This window comes from Thioclava sp. L04-15 (assembly GCF_002020275.1).
Classification (GTDB): domain Bacteria; phylum Pseudomonadota; class Alphaproteobacteria; order Rhodobacterales; family Rhodobacteraceae; genus Thioclava; species Thioclava marina.
Genome location: NZ_MPZW01000010.1, coordinates 68654 through 92548 on the forward strand (window position 1 = coordinate 68654; position 23895 = coordinate 92548).

Annotated in this window: 32 protein-coding genes; 13 read left to right on the forward strand and 19 right to left on the reverse strand. The window is 61.2% G+C overall.

The window, feature by feature from the left end:
* The 11 genes from BMI90_RS16725 to BMI90_RS16775 are packed head-to-tail and all read right to left on the reverse strand — an operon-like array spanning position 1 to position 8799.
* Entirely contained in the window at positions 1 to 1326 is a 1326-nt protein-coding gene (locus tag BMI90_RS16725) for a TrbI/VirB10 family protein (protein WP_078530643.1), read from the reverse strand.
* Positions 1323 to 2024: a TrbG/VirB9 family P-type conjugative transfer protein gene (locus BMI90_RS16730; protein ID WP_168172812.1), complete on the reverse strand. Its 702-nt coding sequence runs from the start codon at positions 2022 to 2024 to the stop codon at positions 1323 to 1325. Before BMI90_RS16730 ends, BMI90_RS16725 begins: the two co-directional genes overlap by 4 nt.
* Positions 2021 to 2671, reverse strand: a complete 651-nt coding sequence (locus BMI90_RS16735; protein WP_078530644.1) for a type IV secretion system protein — start codon at positions 2669 to 2671, stop codon at positions 2021 to 2023. The genes BMI90_RS16730 and BMI90_RS16735 overlap by 4 nt, the downstream gene beginning before the upstream one ends.
* A gap of 11 nt (positions 2672 to 2682) precedes the next feature.
* The gene (locus BMI90_RS16740) at positions 2683 to 3480 is read right to left on the reverse strand and encodes a type IV secretion system protein (RefSeq protein WP_078530645.1); all 798 of its coding nucleotides are present in this window, start codon (positions 3478 to 3480) and stop codon (positions 2683 to 2685) included.
* On the reverse strand, positions 3477 to 4643 hold the full coding sequence (locus BMI90_RS16745; protein WP_078530646.1) for a lytic transglycosylase domain-containing protein: 1167 nt from the start codon (positions 4641 to 4643) through the stop codon (positions 3477 to 3479). The genes BMI90_RS16740 and BMI90_RS16745 overlap by 4 nt, the downstream gene beginning before the upstream one ends.
* A 4-nt stretch (positions 4644 to 4647) precedes the next feature.
* Positions 4648 to 4863 (reverse strand): hypothetical protein, encoded by a 216-nt coding sequence (locus BMI90_RS16750; RefSeq protein WP_028095514.1) that lies wholly within the window; start codon positions 4861 to 4863, stop codon positions 4648 to 4650.
* A complete protein-coding gene (locus BMI90_RS16755; RefSeq protein WP_078530647.1) occupies positions 4860 to 7244 on the reverse strand; it encodes a type IV secretion system protein B4 in 2385 nt (794 codons plus the stop codon). The genes BMI90_RS16750 and BMI90_RS16755 overlap by 4 nt, the downstream gene beginning before the upstream one ends.
* Entirely contained in the window at positions 7234 to 7512 is a 279-nt protein-coding gene (locus BMI90_RS16760; RefSeq protein ID WP_009574151.1) for a VirB3 family type IV secretion system protein, read from the reverse strand. The genes BMI90_RS16755 and BMI90_RS16760 overlap by 11 nt, the downstream gene beginning before the upstream one ends.
* A 9-nt stretch (positions 7513 to 7521) precedes the next feature.
* Entirely contained in the window at positions 7522 to 7836 is a 315-nt protein-coding gene (locus BMI90_RS16765) for a TrbC/VirB2 family protein (RefSeq protein ID WP_009574150.1), read from the reverse strand.
* Complete coding sequence (locus BMI90_RS16770) at positions 7833 to 8516, reverse strand: lytic transglycosylase domain-containing protein (protein ID WP_078530648.1); 684 nt, start codon at positions 8514 to 8516, stop codon at positions 7833 to 7835. The genes BMI90_RS16765 and BMI90_RS16770 overlap by 4 nt, the downstream gene beginning before the upstream one ends.
* On the reverse strand, positions 8473 to 8799 hold the full coding sequence (locus tag BMI90_RS16775; protein ID WP_009574148.1) for a hypothetical protein: 327 nt from the start codon (positions 8797 to 8799) through the stop codon (positions 8473 to 8475). Before BMI90_RS16775 ends, BMI90_RS16770 begins: the two co-directional genes overlap by 44 nt.
* Positions 8800 to 9044: 245 nt before the next feature.
* On the opposite strand from BMI90_RS16775, the gene BMI90_RS16780 reads away from it, so the two are divergent.
* On the forward strand, positions 9045 to 9272 hold the full coding sequence (locus tag BMI90_RS16780; protein ID WP_078530654.1) for a hypothetical protein: 228 nt from the start codon (positions 9045 to 9047) through the stop codon (positions 9270 to 9272).
* Positions 9273 to 9286: 14 nt separating this feature from the next.
* Here the strand turns inward: BMI90_RS16780 and BMI90_RS16785 are convergent, their stop codons facing one another.
* Together BMI90_RS16785 and BMI90_RS16790 are read right to left on the reverse strand one after the other, a co-directional pair.
* Positions 9287 to 9607 carry a type II toxin-antitoxin system RelE/ParE family toxin gene (locus tag BMI90_RS16785; protein ID WP_017468227.1) on the reverse strand — a complete coding sequence of 107 codons (321 nt, stop codon included), beginning with the start codon at positions 9605 to 9607 and terminating at the stop codon, positions 9287 to 9289.
* A gap of 5 nt (positions 9608 to 9612) precedes the next feature.
* Complete coding sequence (locus BMI90_RS16790) at positions 9613 to 9855, reverse strand: type II toxin-antitoxin system ParD family antitoxin (RefSeq protein WP_008336111.1); 243 nt, start codon at positions 9853 to 9855, stop codon at positions 9613 to 9615.
* A 473-nt stretch (positions 9856 to 10328) separates the two neighbouring features.
* On the opposite strand from BMI90_RS16790, the gene BMI90_RS16795 reads away from it, so the two are divergent.
* Complete coding sequence (locus BMI90_RS16795; protein WP_246831577.1) at positions 10329 to 10982, forward strand: hypothetical protein; 654 nt, start codon at positions 10329 to 10331, stop codon at positions 10980 to 10982.
* A gap of 236 nt (positions 10983 to 11218) precedes the next feature.
* Positions 11219 to 12061 carry a hypothetical protein gene (locus tag BMI90_RS16800; protein ID WP_078530649.1) on the forward strand — a complete coding sequence of 281 codons (843 nt, stop codon included), beginning with the start codon at positions 11219 to 11221 and terminating at the stop codon, positions 12059 to 12061.
* 107 nt (positions 12062 to 12168) lie between these two features.
* Here the strand turns inward: BMI90_RS16800 and BMI90_RS16805 are convergent, their stop codons facing one another.
* The 6 genes from BMI90_RS16805 to BMI90_RS16830 form a co-directional block, all read right to left on the reverse strand.
* The gene (locus tag BMI90_RS16805; RefSeq protein ID WP_076367360.1) at positions 12169 to 12738 is read right to left on the reverse strand and encodes a L,D-transpeptidase; all 570 of its coding nucleotides are present in this window, start codon (positions 12736 to 12738) and stop codon (positions 12169 to 12171) included.
* A gap of 95 nt (positions 12739 to 12833) precedes the next feature.
* Entirely contained in the window at positions 12834 to 13391 is a 558-nt protein-coding gene (locus BMI90_RS16810) for a methyltransferase (RefSeq protein ID WP_076367362.1), read from the reverse strand.
* Positions 13388 to 14305, reverse strand: coding sequence for a cation diffusion facilitator family transporter (locus tag BMI90_RS16815; RefSeq protein WP_076367364.1), 918 nt, complete (start codon positions 14303 to 14305; stop codon positions 13388 to 13390). Before BMI90_RS16815 ends, BMI90_RS16810 begins: the two co-directional genes overlap by 4 nt.
* On the reverse strand, positions 14295 to 15050 hold the full coding sequence (locus tag BMI90_RS16820; protein ID WP_071167460.1) for a transglutaminase family protein: 756 nt from the start codon (positions 15048 to 15050) through the stop codon (positions 14295 to 14297). The genes BMI90_RS16815 and BMI90_RS16820 overlap by 11 nt, the downstream gene beginning before the upstream one ends.
* A gap of 95 nt (positions 15051 to 15145) precedes the next feature.
* Positions 15146 to 15724, reverse strand: coding sequence for a cation transporter (locus BMI90_RS16825; protein ID WP_009573601.1), 579 nt, complete (start codon positions 15722 to 15724; stop codon positions 15146 to 15148).
* Between the two features lie 103 nt (positions 15725 to 15827).
* Positions 15828 to 16256: a helix-turn-helix domain-containing protein gene (locus tag BMI90_RS16830; RefSeq protein ID WP_013959865.1), complete on the reverse strand. Its 429-nt coding sequence runs from the start codon at positions 16254 to 16256 to the stop codon at positions 15828 to 15830.
* 207 nt (positions 16257 to 16463) lie between these two features.
* On the opposite strand from BMI90_RS16830, the gene BMI90_RS16835 reads away from it, so the two are divergent.
* Genes BMI90_RS16835 through lnt form a run of 10 tightly spaced genes read left to right on the forward strand, consistent with a single transcriptional unit; the run spans position 16464 to position 23886 of the window.
* Positions 16464 to 17030, forward strand: a complete 567-nt coding sequence (locus BMI90_RS16835; RefSeq protein ID WP_076367366.1) for an SCO family protein — start codon at positions 16464 to 16466, stop codon at positions 17028 to 17030.
* Between the two features lie 5 nt (positions 17031 to 17035).
* Positions 17036 to 17458, forward strand: coding sequence for a disulfide bond formation protein B (locus BMI90_RS16840; protein WP_009573598.1), 423 nt, complete (start codon positions 17036 to 17038; stop codon positions 17456 to 17458).
* Positions 17455 to 18114 (forward strand): thioredoxin domain-containing protein, encoded by a 660-nt coding sequence (locus BMI90_RS16845; protein WP_078530650.1) that lies wholly within the window; start codon positions 17455 to 17457, stop codon positions 18112 to 18114. The genes BMI90_RS16840 and BMI90_RS16845 overlap by 4 nt, the downstream gene beginning before the upstream one ends.
* A 23-nt stretch (positions 18115 to 18137) precedes the next feature.
* Positions 18138 to 18605: a copper chaperone PCu(A)C gene (locus BMI90_RS16850; RefSeq protein WP_076367368.1), complete on the forward strand. Its 468-nt coding sequence runs from the start codon at positions 18138 to 18140 to the stop codon at positions 18603 to 18605.
* Complete coding sequence (locus tag BMI90_RS16855) at positions 18605 to 19231, forward strand: SCO family protein (protein ID WP_076367370.1); 627 nt, start codon at positions 18605 to 18607, stop codon at positions 19229 to 19231. The genes BMI90_RS16850 and BMI90_RS16855 overlap by 1 nt, the downstream gene beginning before the upstream one ends.
* A complete protein-coding gene (locus tag BMI90_RS16860; protein ID WP_076367372.1) occupies positions 19228 to 20601 on the forward strand; it encodes a M23 family metallopeptidase in 1374 nt (457 codons plus the stop codon). Before BMI90_RS16855 ends, BMI90_RS16860 begins: the two co-directional genes overlap by 4 nt.
* A gap of 3 nt (positions 20602 to 20604) precedes the next feature.
* Positions 20605 to 21060, forward strand: coding sequence for a DUF411 domain-containing protein (locus tag BMI90_RS16865; protein ID WP_076367374.1), 456 nt, complete (start codon positions 20605 to 20607; stop codon positions 21058 to 21060).
* 12 nt (positions 21061 to 21072) lie between these two features.
* The gene (locus tag BMI90_RS16870; RefSeq protein ID WP_009573592.1) at positions 21073 to 21855 is read left to right on the forward strand and encodes a ZIP family metal transporter; all 783 of its coding nucleotides are present in this window, start codon (positions 21073 to 21075) and stop codon (positions 21853 to 21855) included.
* Between the two features lie 28 nt (positions 21856 to 21883).
* Positions 21884 to 22342, forward strand: coding sequence for a signal peptidase II (gene lspA, locus BMI90_RS16875; protein ID WP_076367376.1), 459 nt, complete (start codon positions 21884 to 21886; stop codon positions 22340 to 22342).
* Positions 22309 to 23886, forward strand: a complete 1578-nt coding sequence (gene lnt, locus BMI90_RS16880) for an apolipoprotein N-acyltransferase (RefSeq protein WP_076367378.1) — start codon at positions 22309 to 22311, stop codon at positions 23884 to 23886. Before lspA ends, lnt begins: the two co-directional genes overlap by 34 nt.
* The last annotated feature ends 9 nt before the right edge of the window (positions 23887 to 23895 follow it).

Sequence of the window (23895 nt, forward strand, 5' to 3'; positions counted from 1 at the left end):
TCAGAAAATCTCGATGTCACGATCAACCATGACCGTGATCCGTGTACCCTGGTCGACATGTATCACTGGCTTGATCGCCAGATAGTCCTGCATCACGCTTTGCGTACTATCGCGCAGGTCCGTGCCGACATCGCTTGCAACATCGGCCGCCGCCTCGCTGTCGATTTGACCCGCTGCAGCCGCAGGCAGGGCGCCGATCAAGGAGATCAGTGCGGCGGAGCCGAAGCGTTGCGCGAAACGGGTGTCGACAAACCCGGTGGTGCCAGTACGGCCGAGTTCGTCTCCACCGAAGGCGCTGATCTGCACGGTCTGATTGTCGGGCAGGATGATCCGGTCCCATGCCACCATGACACGCGATTGGGCGAGTGCGACATCGGAGCGGTAGCGCCCGATCAGCCGCGCGCCGCGCGGGATCAGGATACGGGTTCCATCGAAAGAATGGACGTCTTCCGAGACGATGGCGCGGATCGCGCCGGGCAGTGTGCTGTCGAGAGCCGTCTCTGTCACAGCCTGAATCATGGTGCCCTGAACAACCGTGTTCGAAGGGTTCGCGATCACTTCGGCACGTGTCACCTGCGCAGGTTGCGCGCCCGAACGAACAAAGGCTTCATCTGCATTCAGATGTGCGGCTTCCAGCGTGTTCTCCCTTTCCGCACCCGAGCCCATCCCGGAGAACGCGATCATAGGAGACGCGATACGCTCTGCGCGGGCCTCAGCTTCGGCTGCGCGCCGCCTTTCGAGTTCGGCCAGCCGCAATTCTTCTTCACTTGGTCCCAATGATGTCGGCTCTGGTGACGCAAGCCTTGCAAGTTCCAAGTCCATTCGGAGCTGATCCAATTCGCGATCCCGCTCGGTCAGCTGCCGCTCGAGGGCACGCTGCGCCTCGGCGGATGCTTCCTGTAGGGTGGCAATTTGCGCCGTCAGGTCCGCAATAGCCTGCTCCGCCCCGCTGTCCGCGGCCTCGGCCGGTCTTGCGCGCAGTTCCTCGAGTTCCGCTCTCAATGTCGCAAGACTTTCCATCAGCGCGAGCTCCGACTCGCTCGGACCAGTGTCCGCAGGCGGGGCCTGGCTGGGCTCCGGGGCAGAAATCGGCGCCAGATCTCCGAATCCGGGGCCGCTGCTCTGGAACTCTTCCGGCGCGGCGGTCGCCATTGGCGCTTCTGCCGACGGCTGCAGGGCAGCCCACGCCAGACCACCTGCTGCGGCGATGCCGACGACTCCAAGGATCGCGGCAAGCGGTGCAGGCCGCTTGTTGGCCTTCGCTTTGCCTGTCGAACCTTCGAGAGCCGCGAGGCGCGCGGCGAGGTCTTCCGTACCTTCGGTCATGATGTGGCCTGCCCTGCGTCCTGGACGCAAACCACCTCTTCGCCAAGGCGAAGGACCCATTGTCGGTTGACGCCGGACACGCGGATGACGCCATCACTCAAGGCCTGGCTGTTCACCGCGCGTTCCCTCCCGTTCGAATATCGGAAGATGGCGGGCACCGGCGCATTCCGTGCGAACCGGAAATACGTGAAGGTACCATCATCCCAGATGGCCGTCGGCGTGAACTCTTCTCGGGCGCTGACCGCATAGTTCGCATTCGGCGCATCGGCCGCAACCGCCCTGGTGGGTTGCACGCGGTTTTCAGGATAGCGGAACTGCACGACATAATGCGGCGTCTCCCGGGCTTCGACGACATGGAAGTAGTAGGAGCGGCGGTTGGTGTAGACGGTGATGTTGGTGGCGACGCCAGATGCTGTCGGCTTGATGGCGAAGGCACGGCCACCCGGGACACCGTCGAATTGAAAACCAACCGTATCGCCGGCGATGATCGAGCGGATGGTTTCGCCCTCACCGAATTCGACTGTGGTGACGCGGGTCAGGGTTGTGACGACACGGTAAACCTGGCCTTCAGTCCAGGTCGCCACGCGCACGCGATTGTCGTGAGAGCCTGGGCGGGGCGTGGTTTCGGCCACGGCGGTCGTTCCCGCGAGCGCGAGAATGCTGGCGGCCAACAGCGTAAAGATTGCAGTGCGAGTCATTCAGAACGGTCCGATCGGATGGCATATTGTGTAACGGTGAAACCGAAAGGGTTCTGCCAGACATCGTCGATCGCACGGGTCCGCTCGGGCCGGAACTCGAACATCAACGTGGCAGTGAACGATCCATCCTGTACCCCTTGCGGGCTTGTCAGACGCTTTCTGAGCCGCACCTGGGCGCGGTTATCGCCAATAAGGGTGATCGAGGCGATCTCAACAGCCATCTCGGCCGCAGCCCCGTATCGCGTCGGCGGATAGCTCTCCTGACCCGATGTCCACATCGCGCGCATGCTGGCCTCGGCCGACCCGGAAGACTGTGCCAGGACGCGGCGGACACGAAGATCGTTGTCGAGCTGGTTGTAGGTCTCGCGGTCGAGAATGTAGCGGTAGATTTGTGCTTCGATCACCGCAGGTCGTTCGGCGAGCGACACGGTTTCAACCGTGGCATTGGGGAGCGCCATCCCGGTCGCGGGATCGTAGGGGACAACCACGGGTGGCGGCGTCTCGACCATCAGCGCGACAGCCGCAGCCGTCAAACAGCCGAATACACCAAAGCCTGCTCCAGAAAGGCCGATCATCCGCCAAAGCTGTTCCCGGCGCAGGGCACCGTAGACAAGTTCCTCTTCCACGAGTTCGCGCGCACTCGTCACCCCTGCCCCACTCACGGCTCAAGATCCGGCAAGGTGAAGTCCATGTAGCGGCGTTCTTCGGCAACGGTGGCGGCGTCAACCACGCCTGCATTGCCTGCGCCGAGGGTTTGGATCGCTTCCAGCTCCCACATCCGGGTCATGGCGATGGCAAGTTCCGCCGTGACGCGCGTGTTATGATCCATCGAGGCTTTGAGATCCTCCATGTCCGGGATCATCTCGACCAGACGTTCCACCCGTTCGAGAGACTGTTCCGCCTCTGCGTGGCTGTTCTGCGCTGCTGCCGACATCACAGCCCCTGTGGTTGCCCGCGTGGCCACGCCTTCAGCGCCCGGATTGCCACTGGTGGCGATTTCGCGGAGTGAATCTTCGTCGAACCCGGCGCTTGCCAGCGCCTGTTCCATCTGCGTGCGCATGGGCCCAGCATTGGGCCCGATAAGAGCGCTCCAATCGCCCGCCTGGATGCCTCGGATCAGACTGGGGATGTCTTCGAAGTTGGCCTCTAGCAAGGTGTCGAGGTCCCCGCCCATGGCGAGCCCGAGGATGCTGCGTGGCCCGGTGAGCGAGGCATACATCTCGTTCAGCTGATCGAGCTGACTTTGCAGCATGTCGAGTTGCTCCAACGCATTGTCCAGAAGATCGGTCTGGATCCCGAAATCCTGCAGCATCTGCTGAAGCTGGCGGATCTCCTGGGCAATGTTCTGGGTGTCCACCGTGGGCACACCCTGTGCCGCGGCAGGTCCGGTGACATTGAGGGCAAGCGCGAGAGCGATGCTACCGGCGAAATGGGAACGGGGCAGGCGCAGGTTCAACGCAAATCCTCCTGACTGAAATCCATGAATTGCCGCTCGGCAGCCTGGGCCGCCGCCAAGGCGATCTGCTCGGCGCTGAGTGGCTCGGTTCGGGCGGCCTTGATTCGGGTGCGGATCGCGACCAGCCGGGCCAGTTCGGCCCGGGCATAGGTGTTGAGCGCGATGGCATCGTGGAGATCCTCGGTCTCACCGATGCGGGTGATAATGTCCTGCACCCGCAGGGCGGCGGCGCGGACCGAGACCAGCGAATAATCGCCATAGACCCCTGCGCCATGGGCCGAGAGGCTGAAACTCGCGTTGGCGAGGAGCACAGGGTCGATGGTGCCGAGCGCATCGATGCCGCCCACGGCCGCGAGGTAGCTATTGTACTGCTGCGGGATCACCACGACGTAGTGTTGGGTTTCTGCGAAGGGCGGTACACCGCCGTAGTTCTGCACATTGCCCGGACCCGCGTTATAGGCCGCGAGCGCGTGGATGATGTTTCCATCGAACATGTTCAGCATCTGCGCGAGGTACCGCGCGCCGCCTGTGACCTGCAGGTACGGGTCGTCGTAATAGGCCGGGTTGATGCCAAGATCGCTAGCGGTAGCGGGCATGATCTGCGTGAGCCCGAAAGCTCCAACGGGGGAGCGCGCTCCGATCTGGAAGCGGCTTTCCTGCCAGATCAACGCCTGCAGAAGGCAGCGCCATTGCACGAGCGAGAGGCCCGCACGGCTCACGCCCGGCAGTCCGTGGGTGTGGCGCGCCGCGCGGATGATCAGTTCCTCGATCCCTTCCCGGGCATCGCCAAACATCCGGGCTGCGGCCGGATTGTTGTCCTCGGGCGCGTAGAGGCTGGCGGCTGCGCTTTCGACGTCACCAACCGCCCCCTGCCCCGCCTCGAGCCCGGCCACGGTGCCCGCGACATCGCCCGAGCCAAGGGACATGGCATCCATGAGCCCTTCGAGCGCGGCGAGTTGCTGGCGTTCGATCTCGGCCAGTTCCTCTTCGCGGGTCAGCCGGTCTTGCTGCAGTGCGAGATCCTGATCGGTCTGCTCAAGGATGGCCTGCCGCTCTGCGAAGAGGCGCAGATCGAAGGTCGGCACGCCCTGGGCGACCGCTGGCCCCGCCGTGGGACCTGCCAGCGCAAAACCGATCATCGAGAGAGGAAGCCAGGTCCGCATTGGTTCAGCCGCCCGCCCCCAAGAGGACGAAATCGCAGGCCGTGTCGCGGCGCGTGACCTCCGCCCCCATGGTCGAGATCGTGGCGGTGGCGGTTCCTGCCTGCGCAGGAGCCTCGCGAAAATTGAAGCAGTTGGCTTGCGGGGGGTTATGCTGCGCACAGGCTGTCAGGGTCAGGCCGAGCCCGAGCAGTACGACGCTGCGAATGATGGTACGGGTCATGTCACTCTCCAGAAATCAGGACGTTCGCGATAATCGGCGCCGACAAGCGCTTCGCCCTTCTCCATTCCGCCAAGAATGGTCACGAGCGGGCCGAGCGCGCTGAGATCGGCATCGATCACGACGGAACCACGGTCGTCGCGTACAAGCGCGAGCCGCGAGGCCGAGCCGACGCCCAGAAGCACGTCGAGCTCTTTCTCGGTCAGGCCGAGCATCGCGTAGTCAGCGGCGGAAGCACGAATGTTGGGCAAGAGCACCTGGGTTGGCACAGCTTCCACGATGGTCTTGCCGGTGCGCGTGCGCTCGAGCTGGCTGGCATATTGCGTCATCATCACGACGACGGCGTTCTGCTTGCGGGCGGTCACCAGCCAGTTGCTGAGTCGCTCCGCGAAGTAGGCGTTGTCGAGGGCTTTCCATGCCTCGTCGATGACGATGATGGTGGGCTTGCGGTCCTCGATCACCCGCTCGACCCGGCGGAAGAGGTAGGACAGGACCGCCATGCGTTCCCGCTCGCTCTCGGAATCGAGGATGCCGGTGAGGTCAAAGCCCGCGACGTCTCCATCGATGCTGAAACTGTCCTCGGCATTGGCCCCGAAGATCCAGCCGTAGCGACCCTCGGCCGTCCATTCCTGCATACGCTCGAAGAGATCGCCTTCGTCATCGGTCGAGACCAGCAGCGAGGCGAAATCCGACCAGTTCCGTAGGCCCGCATGTCCTGCGCTGGCGTTCTGGCGCACGACTTCCTGCAGTCGGTTGGTCTGAACCGGGGTCAGCGGTCGATCGCGCCGCTCCAAGAGGCTCGCGAGCCAATCAGCAAGCCATGCCTGGCCCCGCACGTCGATCTCGGTCTGGAGCGGATTGAGGCCCGTGGGGCGCCCCGCCCGCACGGTCGAATAGCTGCCGCCGAGCGCGCGGACGGCCATTTCCATCCCCGCGCGATAGTCGAATACGAAGACCCGCGCACCTGCCCGCCGTGCCATGGTCATCAGGAAAGCCGCCAGGACGGATTTGCCGGAGCCGGGACGGCCGAGGATCAGCGTGTGGCCACCCGTGGGTTCGCGATCCGGCGCGCCCTGTTCGTGGAAGTTGAAGCGAAAACCACTGCGCTCGGGTGTCGGAAAGAGCGTGATCGGCACGCCCCAGGGGACTTCCCGCCCTGTCTTTCCGAGCGGGGTGCGGTGGAAGGTAGCGAGATCAGCGAAGTTGTGGTTCGTGATTGCGGCCTTGCGGCTTCGCGCCCCGGTATTGCCGGGATGCTGCGCCATGAAATGCGCCCGCGCCCCGAAGGCTTCCGAGATCAGGTTGATGCCGGAAGTGGCGGAGATGTTGCGGATTTCTGCCGCGATGTCGTCAAGCGCCGTCTGGTTGCGGGCATAGACCGCCACGGTCATGTGGTGCTCGCCGAAGATCAGGCGTTTGGATTCCAGATCGTCCTGCGCGAGTTCCAGTTCCTGGGCGAGACTGACGGCTCCGTCATTGGCGGCCTGCATCAGGCGCAGCTGCCGCTTGATCCGGCCCGCCATGATGTTGGCGTTGATCGGCACAAAAGAGTGCGTGACCACCATGTCGACGGGCAGATTCAACTCGTCGAGCATCAGGCTATCGGTCTTGGCCGGGTAGTTCTTCACCGCAAAGATCGCCCCGAGCTTGTCGCCGACGGCACCGTCCGAGAGTGCGATGGTCGTGCCGCGGAATGTGACGCGGGTATTGGCCACGTCCTCGGCGATCACGCCGAGGTGCGACCGGGGAAAGAGCGGGTGTTCCTCGCCTGTGTTGAGCGACCCGAGGAAGCCCAGAAGCTCGCCGGTGCTTGCGGCCAGCAGGCGGGGCTTCAGCTCATCGAAGGAGGACAGCAGAAACCCCACAACCTCGTCGAGCTTGCGCAAGCGGCGGGTCGTGTCCGCCGCCTGTCGCGCGCGAGACGCCCCAAGTCCGAACGGCAAGCGGCTGCCTGCCTCCGGTCGCTTCAGCACAGTCAGGGTCAGCGTCTTGTCGCGCAGGCCAGATTGGCCCAGATGCGCGCGCCAGCGTTGATCGACGGCAGCCGCAAACCCTTCGCCCGGGATGGGCGGCAGGGTCACATCGACCGCTTTCGAGACCTTGTGCAGGTAGAAGGAGAACTCGGTCCCCACCTGCGCGACGATGCCAGCCAGGAGCCCGCCGATCCGGTCGAGATGCCCGTCCTCGCTGGTGGTGCTGTTGACCCCTTCCAGCCTGATGCATTGCATCAGCTCGTTGCCGCGTGTCCGGATCGTTCGGTCGTTCACGAGGCTCACATAAGGCAGCATCATTGAGAGCCGCTTCTCGCCCTTGACCCATGAGGGCAGCGCGGTCAGCGGATCGATGGCGTTCTCAACCTCATCGGCAATTCCATCACGGGGCATAGCTGTCGCCTCCGTGCAGCTTGCGGTTCGTCGTGGGCGGGGTTTCCTGCAGGGTGATCACCAGGACATCGAGGAAATTCGGATCCCAGTCCGCGGCCTTCCAGAGCGCCGGCCAGGCCAGCCCCGCGAACACAGCCACCACCCAGCTCTGCACCCAGAGGAACAGAAGCGTCGAGCCGAAGAGCCAGACCATTGCGTACATGATCGGCAAGCCCATCAGCTTGGGTGGCCTGAGAAGACCGATGAACACGCGGGACTGGTCAGCCATGGATGGAGCTCAGGTGGTCCAGATGGCGGCGACGATGGTGGGTGCTGCGGCGATGCCCGCGATTGCAACCACGACCCAAAGCGCCTGACGAAAGTCGAGGATGCCAAAGAGCCAGGAAAGGAACACCCCGATCAGCGCGAGCGTTCCGATCACGATTCCCAAGGGACCGGTGATCGCATCGACGATGCCCTGCAAAAGGGTCTGCACCGGCGAAAGGTCGATGCTCTGCGCAAGCGCTGGACCCGCCAGCACGATAAGGGCCATCGCGCCGAACGCGGTGATCGCCCGCGTGCGGAGCACGCTTTGACGTTTCCTCGATGTCATGAAAGATCTCCTCTGAGCCGCTCAAACACGGCGGTCACACGGGCCACATGCCCTTGGGTTTCGCGAAAAGGGGGGATGCCGCCGTGGCGTGTGACCGCCTCCGGACCACCGTTGTAGGCCGCAAGGGCCAGAGAGCCCTCGCCGAACTGGTCGAGCATCATCAGCAGGTAGCGAGCTGATCCGTCGAGGTTCTGCGCAATGTCATGTGGGTCGACGCCGAGGTCGCGGGCGGTGTCCGGCATAAGCTGTCCGAGGCCTATGGCACCGACAGGGCTACGCGCTGCGGGATTGTATGCGCTCTCGACTTCGATATTGGCCCGGTAAAGGAGCGCCCAATCAGTGACGGAAAGCCCTGCGCGACGCAGCGCACTATGCCCGGCATACCGTTGGGCCGTGGTTTCGATTGCTTGGAGGATTTCTGGGGTGGCGCGGGCGGCAGATGAAGCAGGGATCGCTGTCTCGCTCGTTGCGTCAGGAACGCGAGGTTCTGCGAAGAGAAAAAGACGCCCGTTTGCCTCTTGAGAAGAGGAAATCAATTGGCCGTCTGGTCCAACCGAAAAGATGAAACCGTCGGCCAGGGCCGGGGGCGCGGAACAAACGCCTGTACCCAAAGCAACGACGAGCGCAGTTGCGCGGTCAGCTGCCTTTGACCGGAGGCGCGGCGTGGCGCTCGCGACCACCTTCTTCAAGTGGGATGCTAGCGGTCGTACAGCCCATGTCGGCCAGGAAACTGACAAGACCAACGATGGTTTTGAAGTCGCGGAGCTTGAGGACGCTTCGGCTGGTGACGAGCATTTTATCGTCACGCTCATCAGTGGCGACGGCGCGGATGACCCACGAGCCGTACCAGCTGTTATGGCGCTTCTCTGCTCTCTCCTTGCAGACCACCTCAATGAGGTAGCCCTCGGCGAGCAAGCCGCGCAGTCCGTCTTCTGTAACCACATTCGGGGCTTCTTCTATCATGGCCTTCCCTTGGGTCCTTGTTCTGCCTGGGTGCAGTATCTGGCCCACGGGGTCGCAACACCGTGAGCGATACAAAACAACATTAGTGATAGCAAGACAATAATAACGTGTTGACGAATTTCACCTTGCTCCGATAACGGTGATAGCCGACAGAATGATAATCTTAAAGGCGGCAAAGGAGTTTTGCCCTGCGCTTGTTTATTGCGCGCAACGCACCGTTGCTGTTCGCGCTCCTGCTTGGAAGCATGCCGGTAGCCGCGGCTGCGGATTGCGTACCTCCCGAGCGACCGTTCTTGCCCCAGTCGCGAGAAGACATGCGTGCCTACGCCGATCTGCTGCGTTCTGATTTCGAGGGCTACATTGCCGACATTCAGGAATACTTCCGCTGTCTTGATGCCGAGCGCCAACGCGCGTTTCAGGAGGCGCGCGAGGTCAGTGAAGACTATGGAAGACTGGTCGAGCTATTGGACTGAGCAACCGCATGGGCTTAACCGCCGTCGAGATCCTCGTAGTAGACGAGTGCGGGCATGTTGCGGCGCTGATGCACGATGCGCAGGATGACGGCCGCGCCATCCGCCGCATCGAGCCGCTTGTAGAAGATCACGTGTCGCTGGCAATTGACGGACCGCATCCCCGGGACAAAGAGACTCCTGTCCCGGCCCGCGTCGGGGTCCCCAGTGATCCGCTCGAAGGCGGTGACCAACTGGCGGTAATAGACGAGCCATTGGTCCCTGCCCCATGTTTCGACGGTGTAGGTGCGAATCTCTTCAAGGTCGGACTTGGCCTGTCCGGAAAGCCGAATCGTCATTCGGGTCAGCGATCAAACGCATCCGGTTCGAAGGCTTGGGCATCGAACTCGGCGAAATCCCCATTCTCGGCCAGGGTGGCTGCCATCTCGAGATCGGCCTTGAGGGCATAGAACTGCCGCGCGCCATCCTTCTCCATCAGCATCCTTACGCCAGCGCGCACGACTTCGCTCAGATTGGCGTAGGCGCCGGACTCGATCTGCGCCTGCACATATTTCTGCATCGGTTCGGTCAGGTGGACGTTTGGCATCAGACTCTCCTATCCATGCTCAATCGTATCAGATACTGCCATAAATCTTCAAGCGCATGTTCGATCCCAACATAGGCCACAACACAGGATCGTTGCTCCACCCGCCCTTCCGTTCCCGGATTCCAGCCGGGGAACCAAGCCCTACAGTTTTCCGACACTGCCCTTCCCGGGACCATGGGCGTTGCGACACGCCGTTTGACGGGCTCATGCGGTCTGTTCTTCCGTGACCGCTTTCGTGGCCGCATGGAAACACCACATTTTCCTTTCTTCGCAAATGTTTGTTTGGCAATGGACGTGAAAGGGGGCCGCAATTTTGGCCGCTTCCAGGACGCCTCAAGAGCCCAAACCGTCATCAGATCTTGGAAGCCGTCACGCGACACAAGCGAACAATCGCAAGTCGCCATCAATCAAATCGCCTTGCTATCGTTAATGTTGTTTCGTATCGCTGCACCATTATAGATGGAGTCGGCATCATGAAGCACGTGATCCACGGCGTGGCCACAGCCACGGCAATAAGCATATCCGGACTAATGGCCTCGTCAGGTCCGGCTCAGGCCTATCAAGTGGACTGTGCGATCCTCCTCTGCCTTGCGGGCGGCTGGCCTGCCTCCGCGCCCTGCGCCCATGCCAGAGCGGTCTTCATTCGGCGGATCACGCCATGGCCGATCGAGCCGCCCCTACAAATCTGGCGGTGTCCGATGGGTGTGTCGTTCAACGAACCAAGTCCGTTGTCGCCTATGGAACGCCTTTATGACATCACGTTTCGCGATCCGCCCGAACCGCAGGCATCGACTCCGATACCCCTTGTTCGCGTCCAGGCGGATGAACAAGCCGACATCGACATCTCAGGCGACGCCTTTGATTTCGTGCGCAGCATTCGCGTCTATCACATTCAGTACCGCCAGCACGAAAACCGAGATGGCGACTGCAATCGCAGCGACTCCACGCGGTTGGGGTCCTACGGCGTGCAGGGCGATTACCGATGGACAAGATCCAACGTGGGCGAGGTGCCGGCCGCATCCGGCCTGAGCATCCCGAATGGATGTGGCAGCTACTTCTACCGCTCCGTCTTCGTCGACTGGCGTGATCACGCCGGGAACTATGGTTCTGAAGAAGTTCGCTACTGACAAAATCTGCTCGCGGTCTTGCCGCGCGCGTCCTCACAACCCCGCACGGGAGGCTGTGCAAAACCCCCGAAAAGGAGACGACGCCAGACCGTGAAGCCTGACGCCGTGCAAGAAAACTCCGTGAACAAGAGTTTCCTAGCGCACGGCTAAGACACCTGCAACCAGCAAAGTTGTTTTGCTGGCAAGAATGTTGTTGTCTCACGACATGGCGTCGGATCTCCAAGGAGACCTCGACCATGGAACCTACGACCGGCCTGATCCTACGACGGATCACGCAGACAAATCTCTCTGTTGCAGCGCACAAGCTTGCCACCCTTATCCTCGATGCCATCGCCTGGAAGGATGGCTACAACGGTTTGGCGCGCGGAACGGCAGCCTTCACCCTCTCGGCCCTTGCGGAAAAGATGGGTGTCTCACGGCAGTATCTTACGGTCCTTCTGAGCGAACTTGAGACGTCGGAGTTGCAGCTCGAGCGGGCGAAGCCGAATGGCAAATTCGCGCCCTGGATCTTTCGGTTCTCAGCCTTCGACGAGGAGAGTGAAACCCATGATCTCGTGTCAGGTGAAGGCGACACATCACTATCTAGAGATAATAAAAACAAAACTATCTTCTCAGGGCTGATCGATATCACCACGAGTTCGAACGTTTTTCAGACAAGTTGGGCGGAGCTCATCAAAGCAGCGAAGGCCACGTTGCCCTGCTGGAACATCGACACCCAGGTCATCTGGGATCGCTTCCTTGCCTTCAACCGGTCCCGAGGCAACGGCAGGGTGCCGGCCGGCTTCCTGCTTGGCTTCATGCGCCGATGGCGAAATTCGTGGGGAACTCCAACTCGTCCCGCGGTCAAGCCGCCCGCGAGACCAATAACGGATCCCAAAGAGCGCGAATTGCTGAGACAGATGCAAGCCGCACCAACTGCGAACCGCCAGTTCCACGCGTCCGACTTGTGTCGCTTGATCGGACACGCTGCCTACGAAGCGCGGGTACTCGATGTGATCCGCAAGTTTGGGTGCCAGAGGTTTTCAGCAACCTTGGCGGTGCACGGACGAGCGGTGCTGGAAGGGGAGATATCCCGGTAGCTTCGCTTGCTCGGACTTGGAGTCCATGAAAGCCCCGCTACAGATGTCAAGTTCCGATAGTGAAGTTTATGTTAAAAATGGAAGTATTAGCCAGCTTTCCTTGGCTTTCAGAAAATCCTGACCTGAGTTCCCACTTCTGCCAGAGCAAAAAGTTCAGCAATGTGCTCGTTGTACAGTCCAATACAGCCGTTTGATGATTGCCGACCGATCTTGCGCGTGTCACCGGTTCCGTGCACCCGGTAATACTGCCACGACAGATAAAGTGCGTGTGTTCCAAGCGGGTTGTCAGGACCCGGCGGCCAATAGTCAGGCCATTCGGGGTTACGCTCTTTCATTGATGGAGTGGGCCGCCAACTCGGCCCCTCCACCTTCCTTATAACCTCTGTATATCCTCGGCGGGTCAACTCTTCCGAGGCAGGGACACTCGACGGATAGAGTTTGTAGACACTTTCGTCTTCCGACCAATACTGGACTGCACGCGAGTCGATGTCGCACAAAATTGCACCGTGCTGAAGGTTATCGAAGTGGTCTTGCCAGAGATCCACACTAAAGGACGAAATATTTCTGCGTACCGCCGAGGGCTCCTGCTCCTGAGCACGGAGAAGGGAAGGTGCTGCCAGAAGTCCGATCATAGTTGTCGAAACGAACTGGCGTCGTGTTTTCAGTGTTTTTGTCATATGCCTCGCCTCACTCTTTTGTTGGCTGACGGATACGACCTCTAGTAGCTAGAGGTTCAACTGAAAAACGATGACGTTCTCGTGAGGCAGCGAGTTTACAGGTATCGACGCGTTTCAGCGCAATAATCGCGATACTTGGAGCCGTATTGTTCATGCAGCCATGGCTCTTCCGCGAGCGGGGCAAGGGCCAGCGCGGCAACTCCAACGATGACGATAGGCCAAACCCAAGATGAGGCGAAGAGAAGACCAAAACCTACCAGGATGGCCATGTCGGCAAGGTACTGCGGATGCCGAGAGAAACGGTAGAGACCCGAAGTGATCAGCTCGTCTTTCGCACCGCTGGTGGCTTTCAGTCCAATGCTGAATGCCCCCCACCAGACAATCAGATTTCCGGTTGCGATCAAGAACGGCCCGACCGCCCAACGGAGTGCGTTGGCCATAGAAGCGGATTTCCAATCCAAGATGCCCAAACCGATCACCGCCCCAAACACGGCCAATGTGAGTCCCCATGCAATGTTTGGTATGACTGAATGCTCTCTGTTTGGAGGCCAGATGCGCTTGGACGGGCGGGCGATCGACCAAAGGAGCGCACCAATCAAAACCAGACCGGATAGCAGGCCAACGACCACTAGTATGCCTTGGGCAATCGTCATGAGCGGTGTCCGAACACCTGCGCCTCCTGATGCGCATTGTCGCTCGCTTCGAATTCAAGCGTGGAATGCTCGATTGAGAAACGTTCATGCAGCACCGATTTGACGTTTTCTTTAATCTTGTCGGCCTCACCCATCCGTTCGCGTTCGACGACAATATGGCAGTCCAATGCCGCGGCGTGCTCCTGCATTTGCCACAGGTGGACATGATGCACGTCCACAACGCCATCGACACACTGGATCGCTCTGACCACGTCATTTCCATCAATACCTGGTGGGCTCCCAAGCATCAGGGTTCGAATTGGGCCCCCTATTTCGGTGAAGGACAGATACAGGATGTAGAGCGCGATGCCGATAGTGATGGCCGGATCAACCCAACGCATATCATAGAGTATTATGAGCGTCCCGCCGACTATGACGGCCACTGAAGCCAACGCATCCGAAAGGTTGTGGAGAAAAAGCGCACGGATGTTCACGCTCCCCTTCTGCATCGAATAGGTAAGCATTGCGGTCAGCGTGTCGACCACAAGCGCGATTCCACCGAGAATGACTACGGTCCACCCCATGACTTCGGGTGGATCAATCATGCGCATGCCACCTTCGTAGATCAGATAGAAGCCGATCACGATGAGGGTGGTGTAGTTGATCAGGGCCGCGACGATTTCGACCCGGCCATAGCCGAAGGTCATGCGCTCATCGGCCGGGCGGCGCGCGATCTTGCGTGCGGCAAAGGCAATGACAAGCGAGGCCATATCGGAAAAGTTGTGCAGCGCATCGGCGATCAGTGCCAGGCTGCCCGACAATATGCCCCCGACGATTTGCGCAACGGTAAGAAGCCCGTTCGCCCAGATCGCGATGGCAACCCGCCGATCGCCAGAATCCGGATCGATATGCGCGTGCCCGTGGTCATGTGGCATTGGCAGGCTCCTCATGCGCGTGTGTCGCGCGTCGGTCAGTCTTGAGGCGGTCGCTGCGGAAACCACGAACGCGCGCATTCATCCAGTGGCGTATGATATGACGGTAAAGGGCACCACGCAGCCATCCAAAGGATTGCTCATGGGAAAAATAGAAGGCGTCCGGCGTATCAAACACGCCGAAATCCTGCACGATGCCGGTTTTCTGAATGTAGGTATCTTCTCCGTTCCAGGCGACGGGAGGCGCGCCAAGGCAATCCGTGCCCGCGCCATAACCGCAGAGACTTTCTGTGTCCGAGAATGACGTTTGCAGGACATCGAGGAAAGCGTCATCCAGGATGAAGCCTTCAAGGTTGATCCAGGCACCTTGAAATTCGATCTCGACCCATGAGTGGAGAATTTCCTGCGGAGCAAGCGGATACACCAGCTCAGGGACAACACCGCGCTGCAAGCCTTTGTGGATCGTAAACCCATGCAACCGGCAACGAATGCCGACACCACGCAGCAGCGCCATCAAGAGCGTGCCTTTGGTATTGCACTGCCCATAGCCGTCGGAAAGCACTTCGGATGCGGGGATGTCGTCAGCTCGATTGTATCCGAACGCGATTTCATTCCGAACGAAATCATAGGCAGCTCCGATCCGATCGTATTCGGATAAGCCGCGCCAGCTGCGGTTCTCAATTAGACGCGCAAGAGGCGCGGCATCAAAATCCAGTAGTTTGGTGGGTACAAGTAGGGGGTCGATCATCTGCAACGGGTCGCTCCTCGAATCGTCTTGGAACAAGACTAATTGCTATAGTCACTATAGCTTCAATCCTTTCTTTCAGAAAGAATCTCCCGCAACTATTTGTCCGTGTGAACCGCTTTGTGGTGTTCGCCGTGTGCGTCGCGCAGGATGTCGATACCGCCCCAGGCCGCGATCCCGGCGACGATCACACCGACGACAAGGTCCGGCCAGTTGGTTCCTAGCCAAGCGACGAGGCCACCGGCCACGACGATCCCGAGGTTCGCGGCGAAATCGTTGTAACTGAAGGTGTTGGCCGCGCGGATATTGACGTTTGGATTTTTGAGCTTAGCGAGCAGCCAAACGCAGACTGCGTTGATAGCCGCCGCGATCAGGGCCATTGCAATCATGATCGTCCCGAGCGGATCTGACCCACCGATGTAGCGGCGCCACGCATCGTAGAGGATGCCTGCAGCGAACAGGATCAGCAGCCCGCCGGAAACGTTCGCCGCCCCGCGTTTCCATTTGGCGGATCGGGACAAAGCGAAAAGGCTGATCGCGTAGACGAAGCTGTCGGAGAGGTTATCGAGCCCGTTGGCGATCAGGGCACTTGAGTCGCCGAAGGCGCCTGTTGCGAAAAAAGCCACGGCCAAACCGATATTGAGCGCCAGAACGATCCAAAGCGTCCGTCTCTCCATTGAATCTTGTCTAGCGGCCATTTTGTGGTTCCAGCTTGTGTTGTACGACACATTAACTTCTGCGGCTGATCTGCGTTCCAGCCGGAATGTTGGCTGAATTCCTTCAGGCCCCGATTTCCTCGTGTTCGGTCAAGCATTCCGAATGGTCCCGCAACACCTCAAGCACCTTGCAATCTCCCGTCCGCCCGCCGCTGCATTCGTGAACCATGCGTTTCAGTTCCGTGCGCAGCGCCTTCAGGCGGGCCATGCGCTGCTCCACCTGTTTGAGCTGGCGACGCGCGATGGCATCAGCCTCATCACAGGGCCGGTTGGGATGGTCGCTGAGGTCGAGCAGCTCGCGGATCGCATCGAGCGAGAAACCGAGTTGTCGCGAATGGCGGATGAAGGACAGCCGGTCGAGCTGTGCATTGTCGTAGCGCCTCTGCCCGCCTTCGGTCCTGCCAGGTTCGGGCATGAGCCCAATCTGTTCGTAGTACCGGATGGTCTGCACCTTCGTGCCAGTCTTCTTTGACAGAGTACCGATCGTGAGCATTTTCGCCTCCATGAAAAAGATACAGTTTGTGTAGGTTTTGCCGTCGGAATAAACAAGTGTCGGTTTCACAGACGCGTGAGTTCAAGCTATACCATGATTTCGTGCTTGAACCTCTAGCGGCTAGAGGATGTATCCGCACAGGCAATAAGAATCAAAATCAGGCGAACAGGATTGTCCCTTACATCGGCACAGAAGTTTCTTTGGGTTTTGGCAGGCGTGGCAGCGCTTGCTTTCGTATGGCTTTTGCTCTGGTCCGATTATCGTGCCGATAGCGCCCGAACCGACGCCGAACCGCCTTTTTTCGCTGAGTTCGAACTGACGGACCACCAGGGTATGGTTCGAACCGAGGAGGACTTTGCGGGGCGCTGGATGCTGGTTTTTTTCGGCTTTACCAACTGCCCCGACGTCTGCCCGACGACCCTATCCGAGGTCGCGGCGGTGATGGACGGTCTGGGCGACGATGCCGCCAAGGTCCAGCCGATTTTCATAACAATCGACCCTGAACGAGACACGCCCGCAGCACTCGCCGAATACGTCCCGCTGTTCGATGCGGGCTTCATCGGGCTGACCGGCACGCCGGAACAGATCGCCGCCACATCCGAGACCTTTCCGATCTTCTTCGAACGCGTCGAAGAGGCTGCGGCGCCGGATGGTTACACGATGGGCCACACGTCGCATCTGTTCCTCTTCGATCCCGACGCGGGCTTCGCCGACTCGTGGCCCTACGGCACCTCCGCCGAAGAGATCCTCGCCGATCTGGAAGAGAGGATCTGACCGACATGAACCGTATGTCCGGAGAAACAGCCCTCGGGCTGGCGTGGATCATCGCGCTCGTCGCCTCGCTTGCCGTGCTTTTCATCGGCGAGGTGCTGGGGCAGACGCCCTGTGTGCTGTGCTGGTTCCAGCGCGCCTTCATGTTCCCCTTGGCCATTGTCCTCGGGCTCGGCCTTTGGTGGCGGGACGGCCGCGTGGGGCGCTACGGCATCGCATTGGCGCTTGGCGGCGGCGCAATCGCCCTCTGGCACATGGGGCTGTACGTCGGTCTTGTTCCCGAACGCGTCCAGCCCTGCACGGCCACCGGCCCCTCTTGCACCGATGACAACCAACTGGTCTTCGGCATCCCTATCCCGCTGATGGCGCTCGCCGCCTTCGCGCTGATCGGGGCGCTGTCGGCCCTTTCATTAAAGGACACACGAACATGAATCGACGCGGCCTGATCCTGTCCGTTCTTGCCCTCGGCGCCGCCGGTTTCGGCGGAGCCACCTGGTTTGCAAACCGCCCCGGCCCAGTGGCCGAAGCGGAGCCCGTTGCTCCGGAACTTGCGGAGGCGATGATCCGCCCCTACTCGCCCATCCTCGGGCCTGCGGATGCGCCCGTCACGATCGTCGAATTCTTCGATCCGGCCTGCGAGGCCTGTCGCGCCTTTCATCCCATCGTGAAGGACATCATGGCCGAGCATGGGGATGCTGTCCGCGTCGTGATCCGCTACACGCCTTTCCACGGCGCGGCATCCGAGGAAGCGATCCGCGTGCTCGAGGCGGCGCGCATGCAGGACGTTTACGTGCCGGTGCTCGAGGCCGTTCTGCGGGAACAGCCGAGATGGGCGTCGCACGGTGCCCCGGCGCCTGGCCTGATCCTTCAGATCGCCGCCACGGCCGGACTCGATGCCGAAGCCGCGCGCACGCAAATGCTGGCACCCGGTGTCGTGGCGATCCTTAACCAGGATCGTGCTGACGTCGAGGCCGTGGGAATTCGCCAGACGCCCACATTCTTTGTGAACGGCAAGCCGCTCGATCCATTCGGGGAGGCAGAGTTGCGTCGTCTGGTGGCCGCCGAAGTCGCTGCCGCGCAAAGCTGAATGGAAAGGGCAGGATCAGAACGATGAAAAAGTATATTTTGACTGGCACACTGGCCGCGCTTTTGACCCTTGGAGGGCTCTCGGTGCCCGCGCTGGCCGGACCCGAGGATGTTGTCGTCGAGAACGCGTGGTCCCGCGCCTCCATCGGGATGAACCGTCCCGGGGCCGCTTACATGACGATCCGCAACACTGGCGACGAGCCGGTGACGCTGATCGGCCTTACAACACCGCTCGCGATGATGCCCGAAATCCACGAGACGAAGACCAATGCCGAAGGTGTGAGCTCCATGAGCCCGGCGGGGGAGATCGTGATCGCCCCGGGCGAGAGCATCGCGCTCGAACCGGGGGGCCTGCACGCAATGTTGATGCGGCTGCAAGAACCAATGACGGAAGGGGACACTTTTCCGCTGACCCTGCTTTTCGACGACGGAGGCGAAGTGACGGTCGAGGTGCCGATCCTTGGAATCGCCGCGCGGGGGCCAGAGGACTGATGCGGCGACGGGCGATCCTGGGGTACGGCGCGGCTGGTGTCGGGGCGGTCGCCCTGATGCTCTTCGTCGGTTGGTGGCAGGTCGATGGACCCGGTGGACCGGAACCTGTCGGGCAGCGGCCTGTGGCCCTGACCGAGATGGATTTCCGTCTGACGGATCATGAGGGCAACGCGGTCGGGCCAGAAACCCTGATCGGCCGCCCGACGATGGCGTTCTTCGGCTTCACCTACTGTCCCGATGTCTGCCCGACCACGCTCTCGGACATTTCGGGATGGCTCGATGATCTGGGAGACGAGGCCGACGAGATGAACGTGGTTTTCATCACGGTCGATCCCGAGCGCGACACTGTCGAAACGATGGCCGAATATGTCGGCTACTTCCATCCGGCGATCCGCGGCTGGACGGGACCGGAAGAGCAGATAGCGCGCGTCGCGGACGGCTTCCGCGCCACCTACGAAAGGGTGCCGACGGAGAGCGGCGATTACACGATGAACCACAGCGCGAGCGTCTTCCTGTTCGCAGCCTCTGGGCGGTTCGTCACCATGATCGACTATCACGAACCCAGAGAATTCGCGGTGCCGAAAATTCGCCGCGCGCTGGAAGAAGAAACGGAGGGGGCGACATGAGGCTCAGAACTATGGCGGCTTGTGTCGCAATTGCGGGGATGGTTTTGGGAGCGGCTATCGCCCTCTCTGATTTCATGTCGAAAGAACCCGTGCCGCCGGAACTTGCCTCGGCAGGTAAATGGATGCCCCAAGGTCCTGAAGCTCCCCAAAACGTTGACATCCTCGTGACGCTGCCCGCGACGGCATGGGCAGAAGATGCACCCGACCTCGGCCCCCTGCCCCTTCTGCAGGTCGCGTTTGCCGACAGGCCCGTGCAGGCGATCGAGCCACCCCTGTCGACATGGTCGCGCAACATTGCACCTGGCGAAACGCTCGATTTCTTGCTGTCTGAAGCTGGTCTTGCGGCACCTGACAGAGCCGAAGTTGCCCTCGCGCTTGGCGCGGAATACGATCTGCGACGGCTGCGGCCGGGGCACTCGGTCACTGTTGCTTCGACCATGGACGGCAGCCCCCGCACCGTCTCACTCGCCGTCGAGGACGGGGTTCGGATCGAGGTGGTTTTCGGCGAGCAGTTGTCCACACAGGTCGTGGCTCCGGATCCGGAGATCGTAACCCTTGCCGGCGAAGCCGTGATCGACAGCTCGATCTTCGCGGCACTCGACGAAGCCGGCATACCCGCCCGTTTTTCCGTGGACCTTGCGCAGATGCTGGGTGGGACCGTGGATTTCCGCCGCGAGATGGCCGGTGGCGAAACACTAAGGCTTCTCTGGCGTGAGGCGCGGGTCGGAGAGGACAGGATCGGACAGCCCGAACTCGCCTTCGCCGCACTGGAGATCGGCGGTTCGCTTTACGAGATCGTATGGCCGGACGACGGCAGCGGTCAGGCGACGATCTACGTCGATGGCGAGGTGCTGCGCGTCTTCGCACAGCCGGTCGAGGGTGCGCGCCTCAGCTCGGTGTTCGGACGCCGCACGCATCCGGTCTTTGGCAACGTCCGGATGCACACCGGCGTCGATTTCGCAGCGGCACGTGGGACACCGGTTCAATCGACGGCACCGGGGCGGGTTAGTTTCATTGGCTGGCGCGGTGGCTATGGCCGTGTGGTCGAAATCTCGCACGGCTCCGACACCATGACGCGCTACGCGCATCTGAGCGCCGTGCCGGAAGACCTGGCACAAGGCCAACGCGTTGCGGCGGGAGATGTGATCGGCCGCGTCGGCGCGACTGGCACGGCGACAGGTCCGAACCTGCACTACGAAGTCCTCGTGGATGGGCGCCCGACTGACCCCCTCACTGACGACCGGCTCGCCGAAGCAGCCGAGAGCGAAGCGGATGATACCGCCGCGCTCTCGCGTCTGGCCGAGGCGCGCGCGCTTCTGAATGAAAACCTCGGCAGCGAGATTGCCGAAACGACAACCGAAAGGCTCTGACCCATGAAACGCATGACCCAAGCTCTGGCAATCACCCTCGGCCTGTTACCAGCGGCCCAGGTTCTCGCAGAGGCAACGGCGATCGAGGTCCGCAAGACGAACGGTTGCGGCTGTTGCCTGTCTTGGATGAACCATCTCGAAGAAAACGGGTTTGCGCCGACGGGCGAGAACATGTTCGGTGGGTCGCTGGTTCGCTTCAAGCTCGACAACGGCGTGCCGCAGCGCATGGTCTCCTGCCACACCGCGCTCATTGATGGCTACGTGATCGAAGGCCATGTCCCGGCCGGTGACATCCGCCGCCTTCTCGATGAGCGCCCGGACGCCGTCGGCCTCGCCGTTCCGGCGATGCCCTATGGTTCGCCCGGCATGGGGCCAGAAGACGACCGCGAGGCCTATGATGTCTTCCTCATCCGCAAGGACGGGTCGACGGAAGTCTTTTCGAGCTACGCCGAAGGATAATCTGGCCCGCCCATGGAAAATCTGTCTCCGATAATGCTTGGCTTTCTCGGAAGTCTCGCCGCCGGTTCGCTCACGGCAGTCGGAGCAGTTCCCGTGCTGTTTGGGCGCATCCCGTCCCGGGCCACGCGCGATCTGTCGCTCGGCTTCGCCGCCGGTGTCATGCTGTCAGCCTCGTTCTTTTCGCTGATCATCCCGGCATTGAATGCGGCAGAGCCAATGTTCGAGAACGGCGCGATGCCTGCGGCCATCGTGTGCGTCTCGATCCTTCTGGGAATGGGGGCTGTCGCCCTGATGAACGAAAAGCTGCCGCACGAGCACTTCAAGACAGGACGCGAAGGGCCCGAAGCGGCGTCTTTGCGGCGGGTCTGGCTGTTCATCATCGCAATCACGATCCACAACTTCCCCGAAGGCCTTGCGGTTGGGGTCGGCTTCGGATCCGGAGGTATGGAGGGCGGTCTGCCTCTTGCTGTCGGAATCGGGCTTCAGAATGCGCCCGAAGGATTGGCCGTCGCTGTATCTCTGCTGGGCGAGGGATATCCGAAGCTGCGCGCCTGGGGCATCGCGGCGCTGACGGGCATGGTCGAGCCGATTGGCGGCCTGCTCGGGGCCGGGATCATCACACTGTCGGAACCGCTGCTTCCATGGGGTCTGGCCTTTGCCGCGGGCGCAATGCTCTACGTTATCAGCCACGAAATCATCCCCGAAACCCATCGCAGCGGCCATCAGAACAGGGCGACGCTCGGTCTCGCAGTCGGGCTCGTTCTAATGCTGTTTCTTGATGTCTGGTTGGGATGAGGCAATGTCACTAAACAAGGTATCTCCGATGATCGGCGTCTTCGCAGCACTTGCTGCGTTCGCGATCGATCAGATCACCAAAGCCATTGTCGTTGCGAATGCCGTCACTTTAAGCGCCGGGATTCCCGTGTTTCCGGGATTCAACCTCGTCTTTTATCGTAATGACGGCGTGACTTTCGGGATGTTGGGCGGCGCGCCGTGGTGGAGCCTCATCGCTCTCGCTCTTGCCATCTGTGTTTGGCTGGGGGTTATGCTGTTTCGCGCCGACAATGCGGTGGAAACGCTTGCCTATGGCGCGATCATTGGCGGAGCCCTGGGCAATGTCATCGATCGTGTGCGGTATCGGGCTGTAACAGACTTTCTCGATTTCTACATTGGCACAACACATTGGCCTGCCTTCAACTTGGCCGATGTATTTGTCGTCAGTGGCGTGGGGCTCTTGCTCGCCGCGCCATGGATCAGCGCGCGGCGTTCGATCAAGTCGTGAAGCCGGAAATTCTGAACCGCATCGCTCTGCGCCACCGTTTGCTTTCGCGGGTGACGCTTGGTTTCGTCGCCGGGGCGCTGACCGTTCTGACTTTCCCGCCTTTCTCGATTCTCCTGCTCGTTCCCGTTGTCTATTCCGCGTTGTTTGTCGGTCTTCGCGGTCTCTCCTTCGGGCGTGCTTTTCTCGTCGGCTGGGCGTTCGGACTCGGCCAGTTCGGTTTCGGGATTTCATGGATCGCGGAGAGTTTCTACGTCGAGGCCGAGCGGTTTGGGGCGATGGCGATCCCGGCCGTCGCGGGATTGTCCGCAGGTCTCGCGATTTTCCCGGCCATTGCCGCTGTGCTCTTCGCCGAAATCGCGCGGCGCGGAGCCCTGGGCAATCTCCTGGCCTGCCTCCTGTTCGCGACCTTCTGGACCGTGGCCGAGTGGTTGCGTGGTCACGTTCTGACAGGTTTTCCGTGGATCCTCGCCAGCTACGCTCTGGTCGATTACGCCGCTTTGCGCCAGCCCGCCGCGTGGGTCGGAAGCTATGGGCTAAGCTTTCTCACCGTGTTCGTCGCGGCACTTCCCGTCGCGGCTGTCATGGCGTCCGGGCGGCAACGACTGACCATCTCGCTCATGGCGCTGGCCGGCATCGCGACGATGTGGGCCGTCGGCACACTTCGCCTCCAGTCGGATACAGAACAGCCACCCGGTGTGGAGCTGCGCATCGTCCAGGGCAACGTTCCCCAAGAGGAGAAATGGGCGCCCGAGAACCGCGAGGCAACCTTCGCGCGTTATCTTGAGCTTTCAACCCAGCCCGGCGATTTCGACGTTCTTCTCTGGCCGGAAACCGCCTTTCCGGGTTTCCTCGATGAGGATACGGAGGCACGGGCCCGCATTGCCGCAGCGCTACCAGACGGCAGAGTGCTGCTTACCGGTGTGCCGGACCGTGTACCGAGCGAGGATGGCACCCGATATTTCAACACGGTCCAGGCATTTGACGAGACCGGCGAGATCCTGACCGGATACGCGAAACACCATCTCGTGCCCTTCGGCGAATATGTGCCATTCCGCGGCTGGTTGCCCATCGAGCGGCTCACGGCGGGTCTGGGCGATTTTACGCCCGGACCGGGCCCGAGAACGCTTGCGCTTCCGGGTGTGCCGCTGGTCGCCGTGGCGATCTGCTATGAGATCATCTTCCCAGGGCATGTGGTCGACGACCTGTTCCGGCCGGACTGGATTTTCAACGCGACAAACGATGCCTGGTTTGGCACCAGCATCGGACCCGAGCAGCATCTGGCTTCCGCACGTATGCGCGCCGTAGAGGAAGGCCTTCCAGTCATCCGAGCCGCGAATACGGGCATCTCTGCGGTCATCGACGCGAGCGGAGAGATCGTTGCGCGGCTCGATACCGGCGAAACGGGCATCATCGACGCTAGCCTGCCCTCCGCGCGACCGCCGACACTCTACGCGAGCTTCGGGGACTGGATGCTGTTGGCGCTCATCTTGGCTTCGTGGAGCTGGGCAATGGCGCCAATGCGACGGCTCACTACCGCCGCATGAGAAAGACCG

Coding starts and splice junctions, on each gene's coding strand:
- lspA (WP_076367376.1), top strand. CDS start 21,884: ATGATCGGCGTCTTCGCAGCACTTGCTGCGTTCGCGATCGATCAGATC.
- BMI90_RS16765 (WP_009574150.1), bottom strand. CDS start 7,836: ATGACATCGAGGAAACGTCAAAGCGTGCTCCGCACGCGGGCGATCACC.
- BMI90_RS16745 (WP_078530646.1), bottom strand. CDS start 4,643: ATGCGGACCTGGCTTCCTCTCTCGATGATCGGTTTTGCGCTGGCAGGT.
- BMI90_RS16870 (WP_009573592.1), top strand. CDS start 21,073: ATGGAAAATCTGTCTCCGATAATGCTTGGCTTTCTCGGAAGTCTCGCC.
- BMI90_RS16795 (WP_246831577.1), top strand. CDS start 10,329: ATGAAGCACGTGATCCACGGCGTGGCCACAGCCACGGCAATAAGCATA.
- BMI90_RS16760 (WP_009574151.1), bottom strand. CDS start 7,512: ATGGCTGACCAGTCCCGCGTGTTCATCGGTCTTCTCAGGCCACCCAAG.
- BMI90_RS16750 (WP_028095514.1), bottom strand. CDS start 4,863: ATGACCCGTACCATCATTCGCAGCGTCGTACTGCTCGGGCTCGGCCTG.
- BMI90_RS16850 (WP_076367368.1), top strand. CDS start 18,138: ATGAAAAAGTATATTTTGACTGGCACACTGGCCGCGCTTTTGACCCTT.
- BMI90_RS16810 (WP_076367362.1), bottom strand. CDS start 13,391: ATGACGATTGCCCAAGGCATACTAGTGGTCGTTGGCCTGCTATCCGGT.
- BMI90_RS16825 (WP_009573601.1), bottom strand. CDS start 15,724: ATGGAGAGACGGACGCTTTGGATCGTTCTGGCGCTCAATATCGGTTTG.
- BMI90_RS16755 (WP_078530647.1), bottom strand. CDS start 7,244: ATGCCCCGTGATGGAATTGCCGATGAGGTTGAGAACGCCATCGATCCG.
- BMI90_RS16865 (WP_076367374.1), top strand. CDS start 20,605: ATGAAACGCATGACCCAAGCTCTGGCAATCACCCTCGGCCTGTTACCA.
- BMI90_RS16820 (WP_071167460.1), bottom strand. CDS start 15,050: ATGATCGACCCCCTACTTGTACCCACCAAACTACTGGATTTTGATGCC.
- BMI90_RS16780 (WP_078530654.1), top strand. CDS start 9,045: ATGCCGGTAGCCGCGGCTGCGGATTGCGTACCTCCCGAGCGACCGTTC.
- BMI90_RS16815 (WP_076367364.1), bottom strand. CDS start 14,305: ATGCCACATGACCACGGGCACGCGCATATCGATCCGGATTCTGGCGAT.
- BMI90_RS16790 (WP_008336111.1), bottom strand. CDS start 9,855: ATGCCAAACGTCCACCTGACCGAACCGATGCAGAAATATGTGCAGGCG.
- BMI90_RS16775 (WP_009574148.1), bottom strand. CDS start 8,799: ATGATAGAAGAAGCCCCGAATGTGGTTACAGAAGACGGACTGCGCGGC.
- BMI90_RS16830 (WP_013959865.1), bottom strand. CDS start 16,256: ATGCTCACGATCGGTACTCTGTCAAAGAAGACTGGCACGAAGGTGCAG.
- BMI90_RS16785 (WP_017468227.1), bottom strand. CDS start 9,607: ATGACGATTCGGCTTTCCGGACAGGCCAAGTCCGACCTTGAAGAGATT.
- BMI90_RS16805 (WP_076367360.1), bottom strand. CDS start 12,738: ATGACAAAAACACTGAAAACACGACGCCAGTTCGTTTCGACAACTATG.
- BMI90_RS16840 (WP_009573598.1), top strand. CDS start 17,036: ATGAACCGTATGTCCGGAGAAACAGCCCTCGGGCTGGCGTGGATCATC.
- BMI90_RS16800 (WP_078530649.1), top strand. CDS start 11,219: ATGGAACCTACGACCGGCCTGATCCTACGACGGATCACGCAGACAAAT.
- BMI90_RS16855 (WP_076367370.1), top strand. CDS start 18,605: ATGCGGCGACGGGCGATCCTGGGGTACGGCGCGGCTGGTGTCGGGGCG.
- BMI90_RS16860 (WP_076367372.1), top strand. CDS start 19,228: ATGAGGCTCAGAACTATGGCGGCTTGTGTCGCAATTGCGGGGATGGTT.
- BMI90_RS16845 (WP_078530650.1), top strand. CDS start 17,455: ATGAATCGACGCGGCCTGATCCTGTCCGTTCTTGCCCTCGGCGCCGCC.
- BMI90_RS16725 (WP_078530643.1), bottom strand. CDS start 1,326: ATGACCGAAGGTACGGAAGACCTCGCCGCGCGCCTCGCGGCTCTCGAA.
- BMI90_RS16730 (WP_168172812.1), bottom strand. CDS start 2,024: ATGACTCGCACTGCAATCTTTACGCTGTTGGCCGCCAGCATTCTCGCG.
- lnt (WP_076367378.1), top strand. CDS start 22,309: ATGGATCAGCGCGCGGCGTTCGATCAAGTCGTGAAGCCGGAAATTCTG.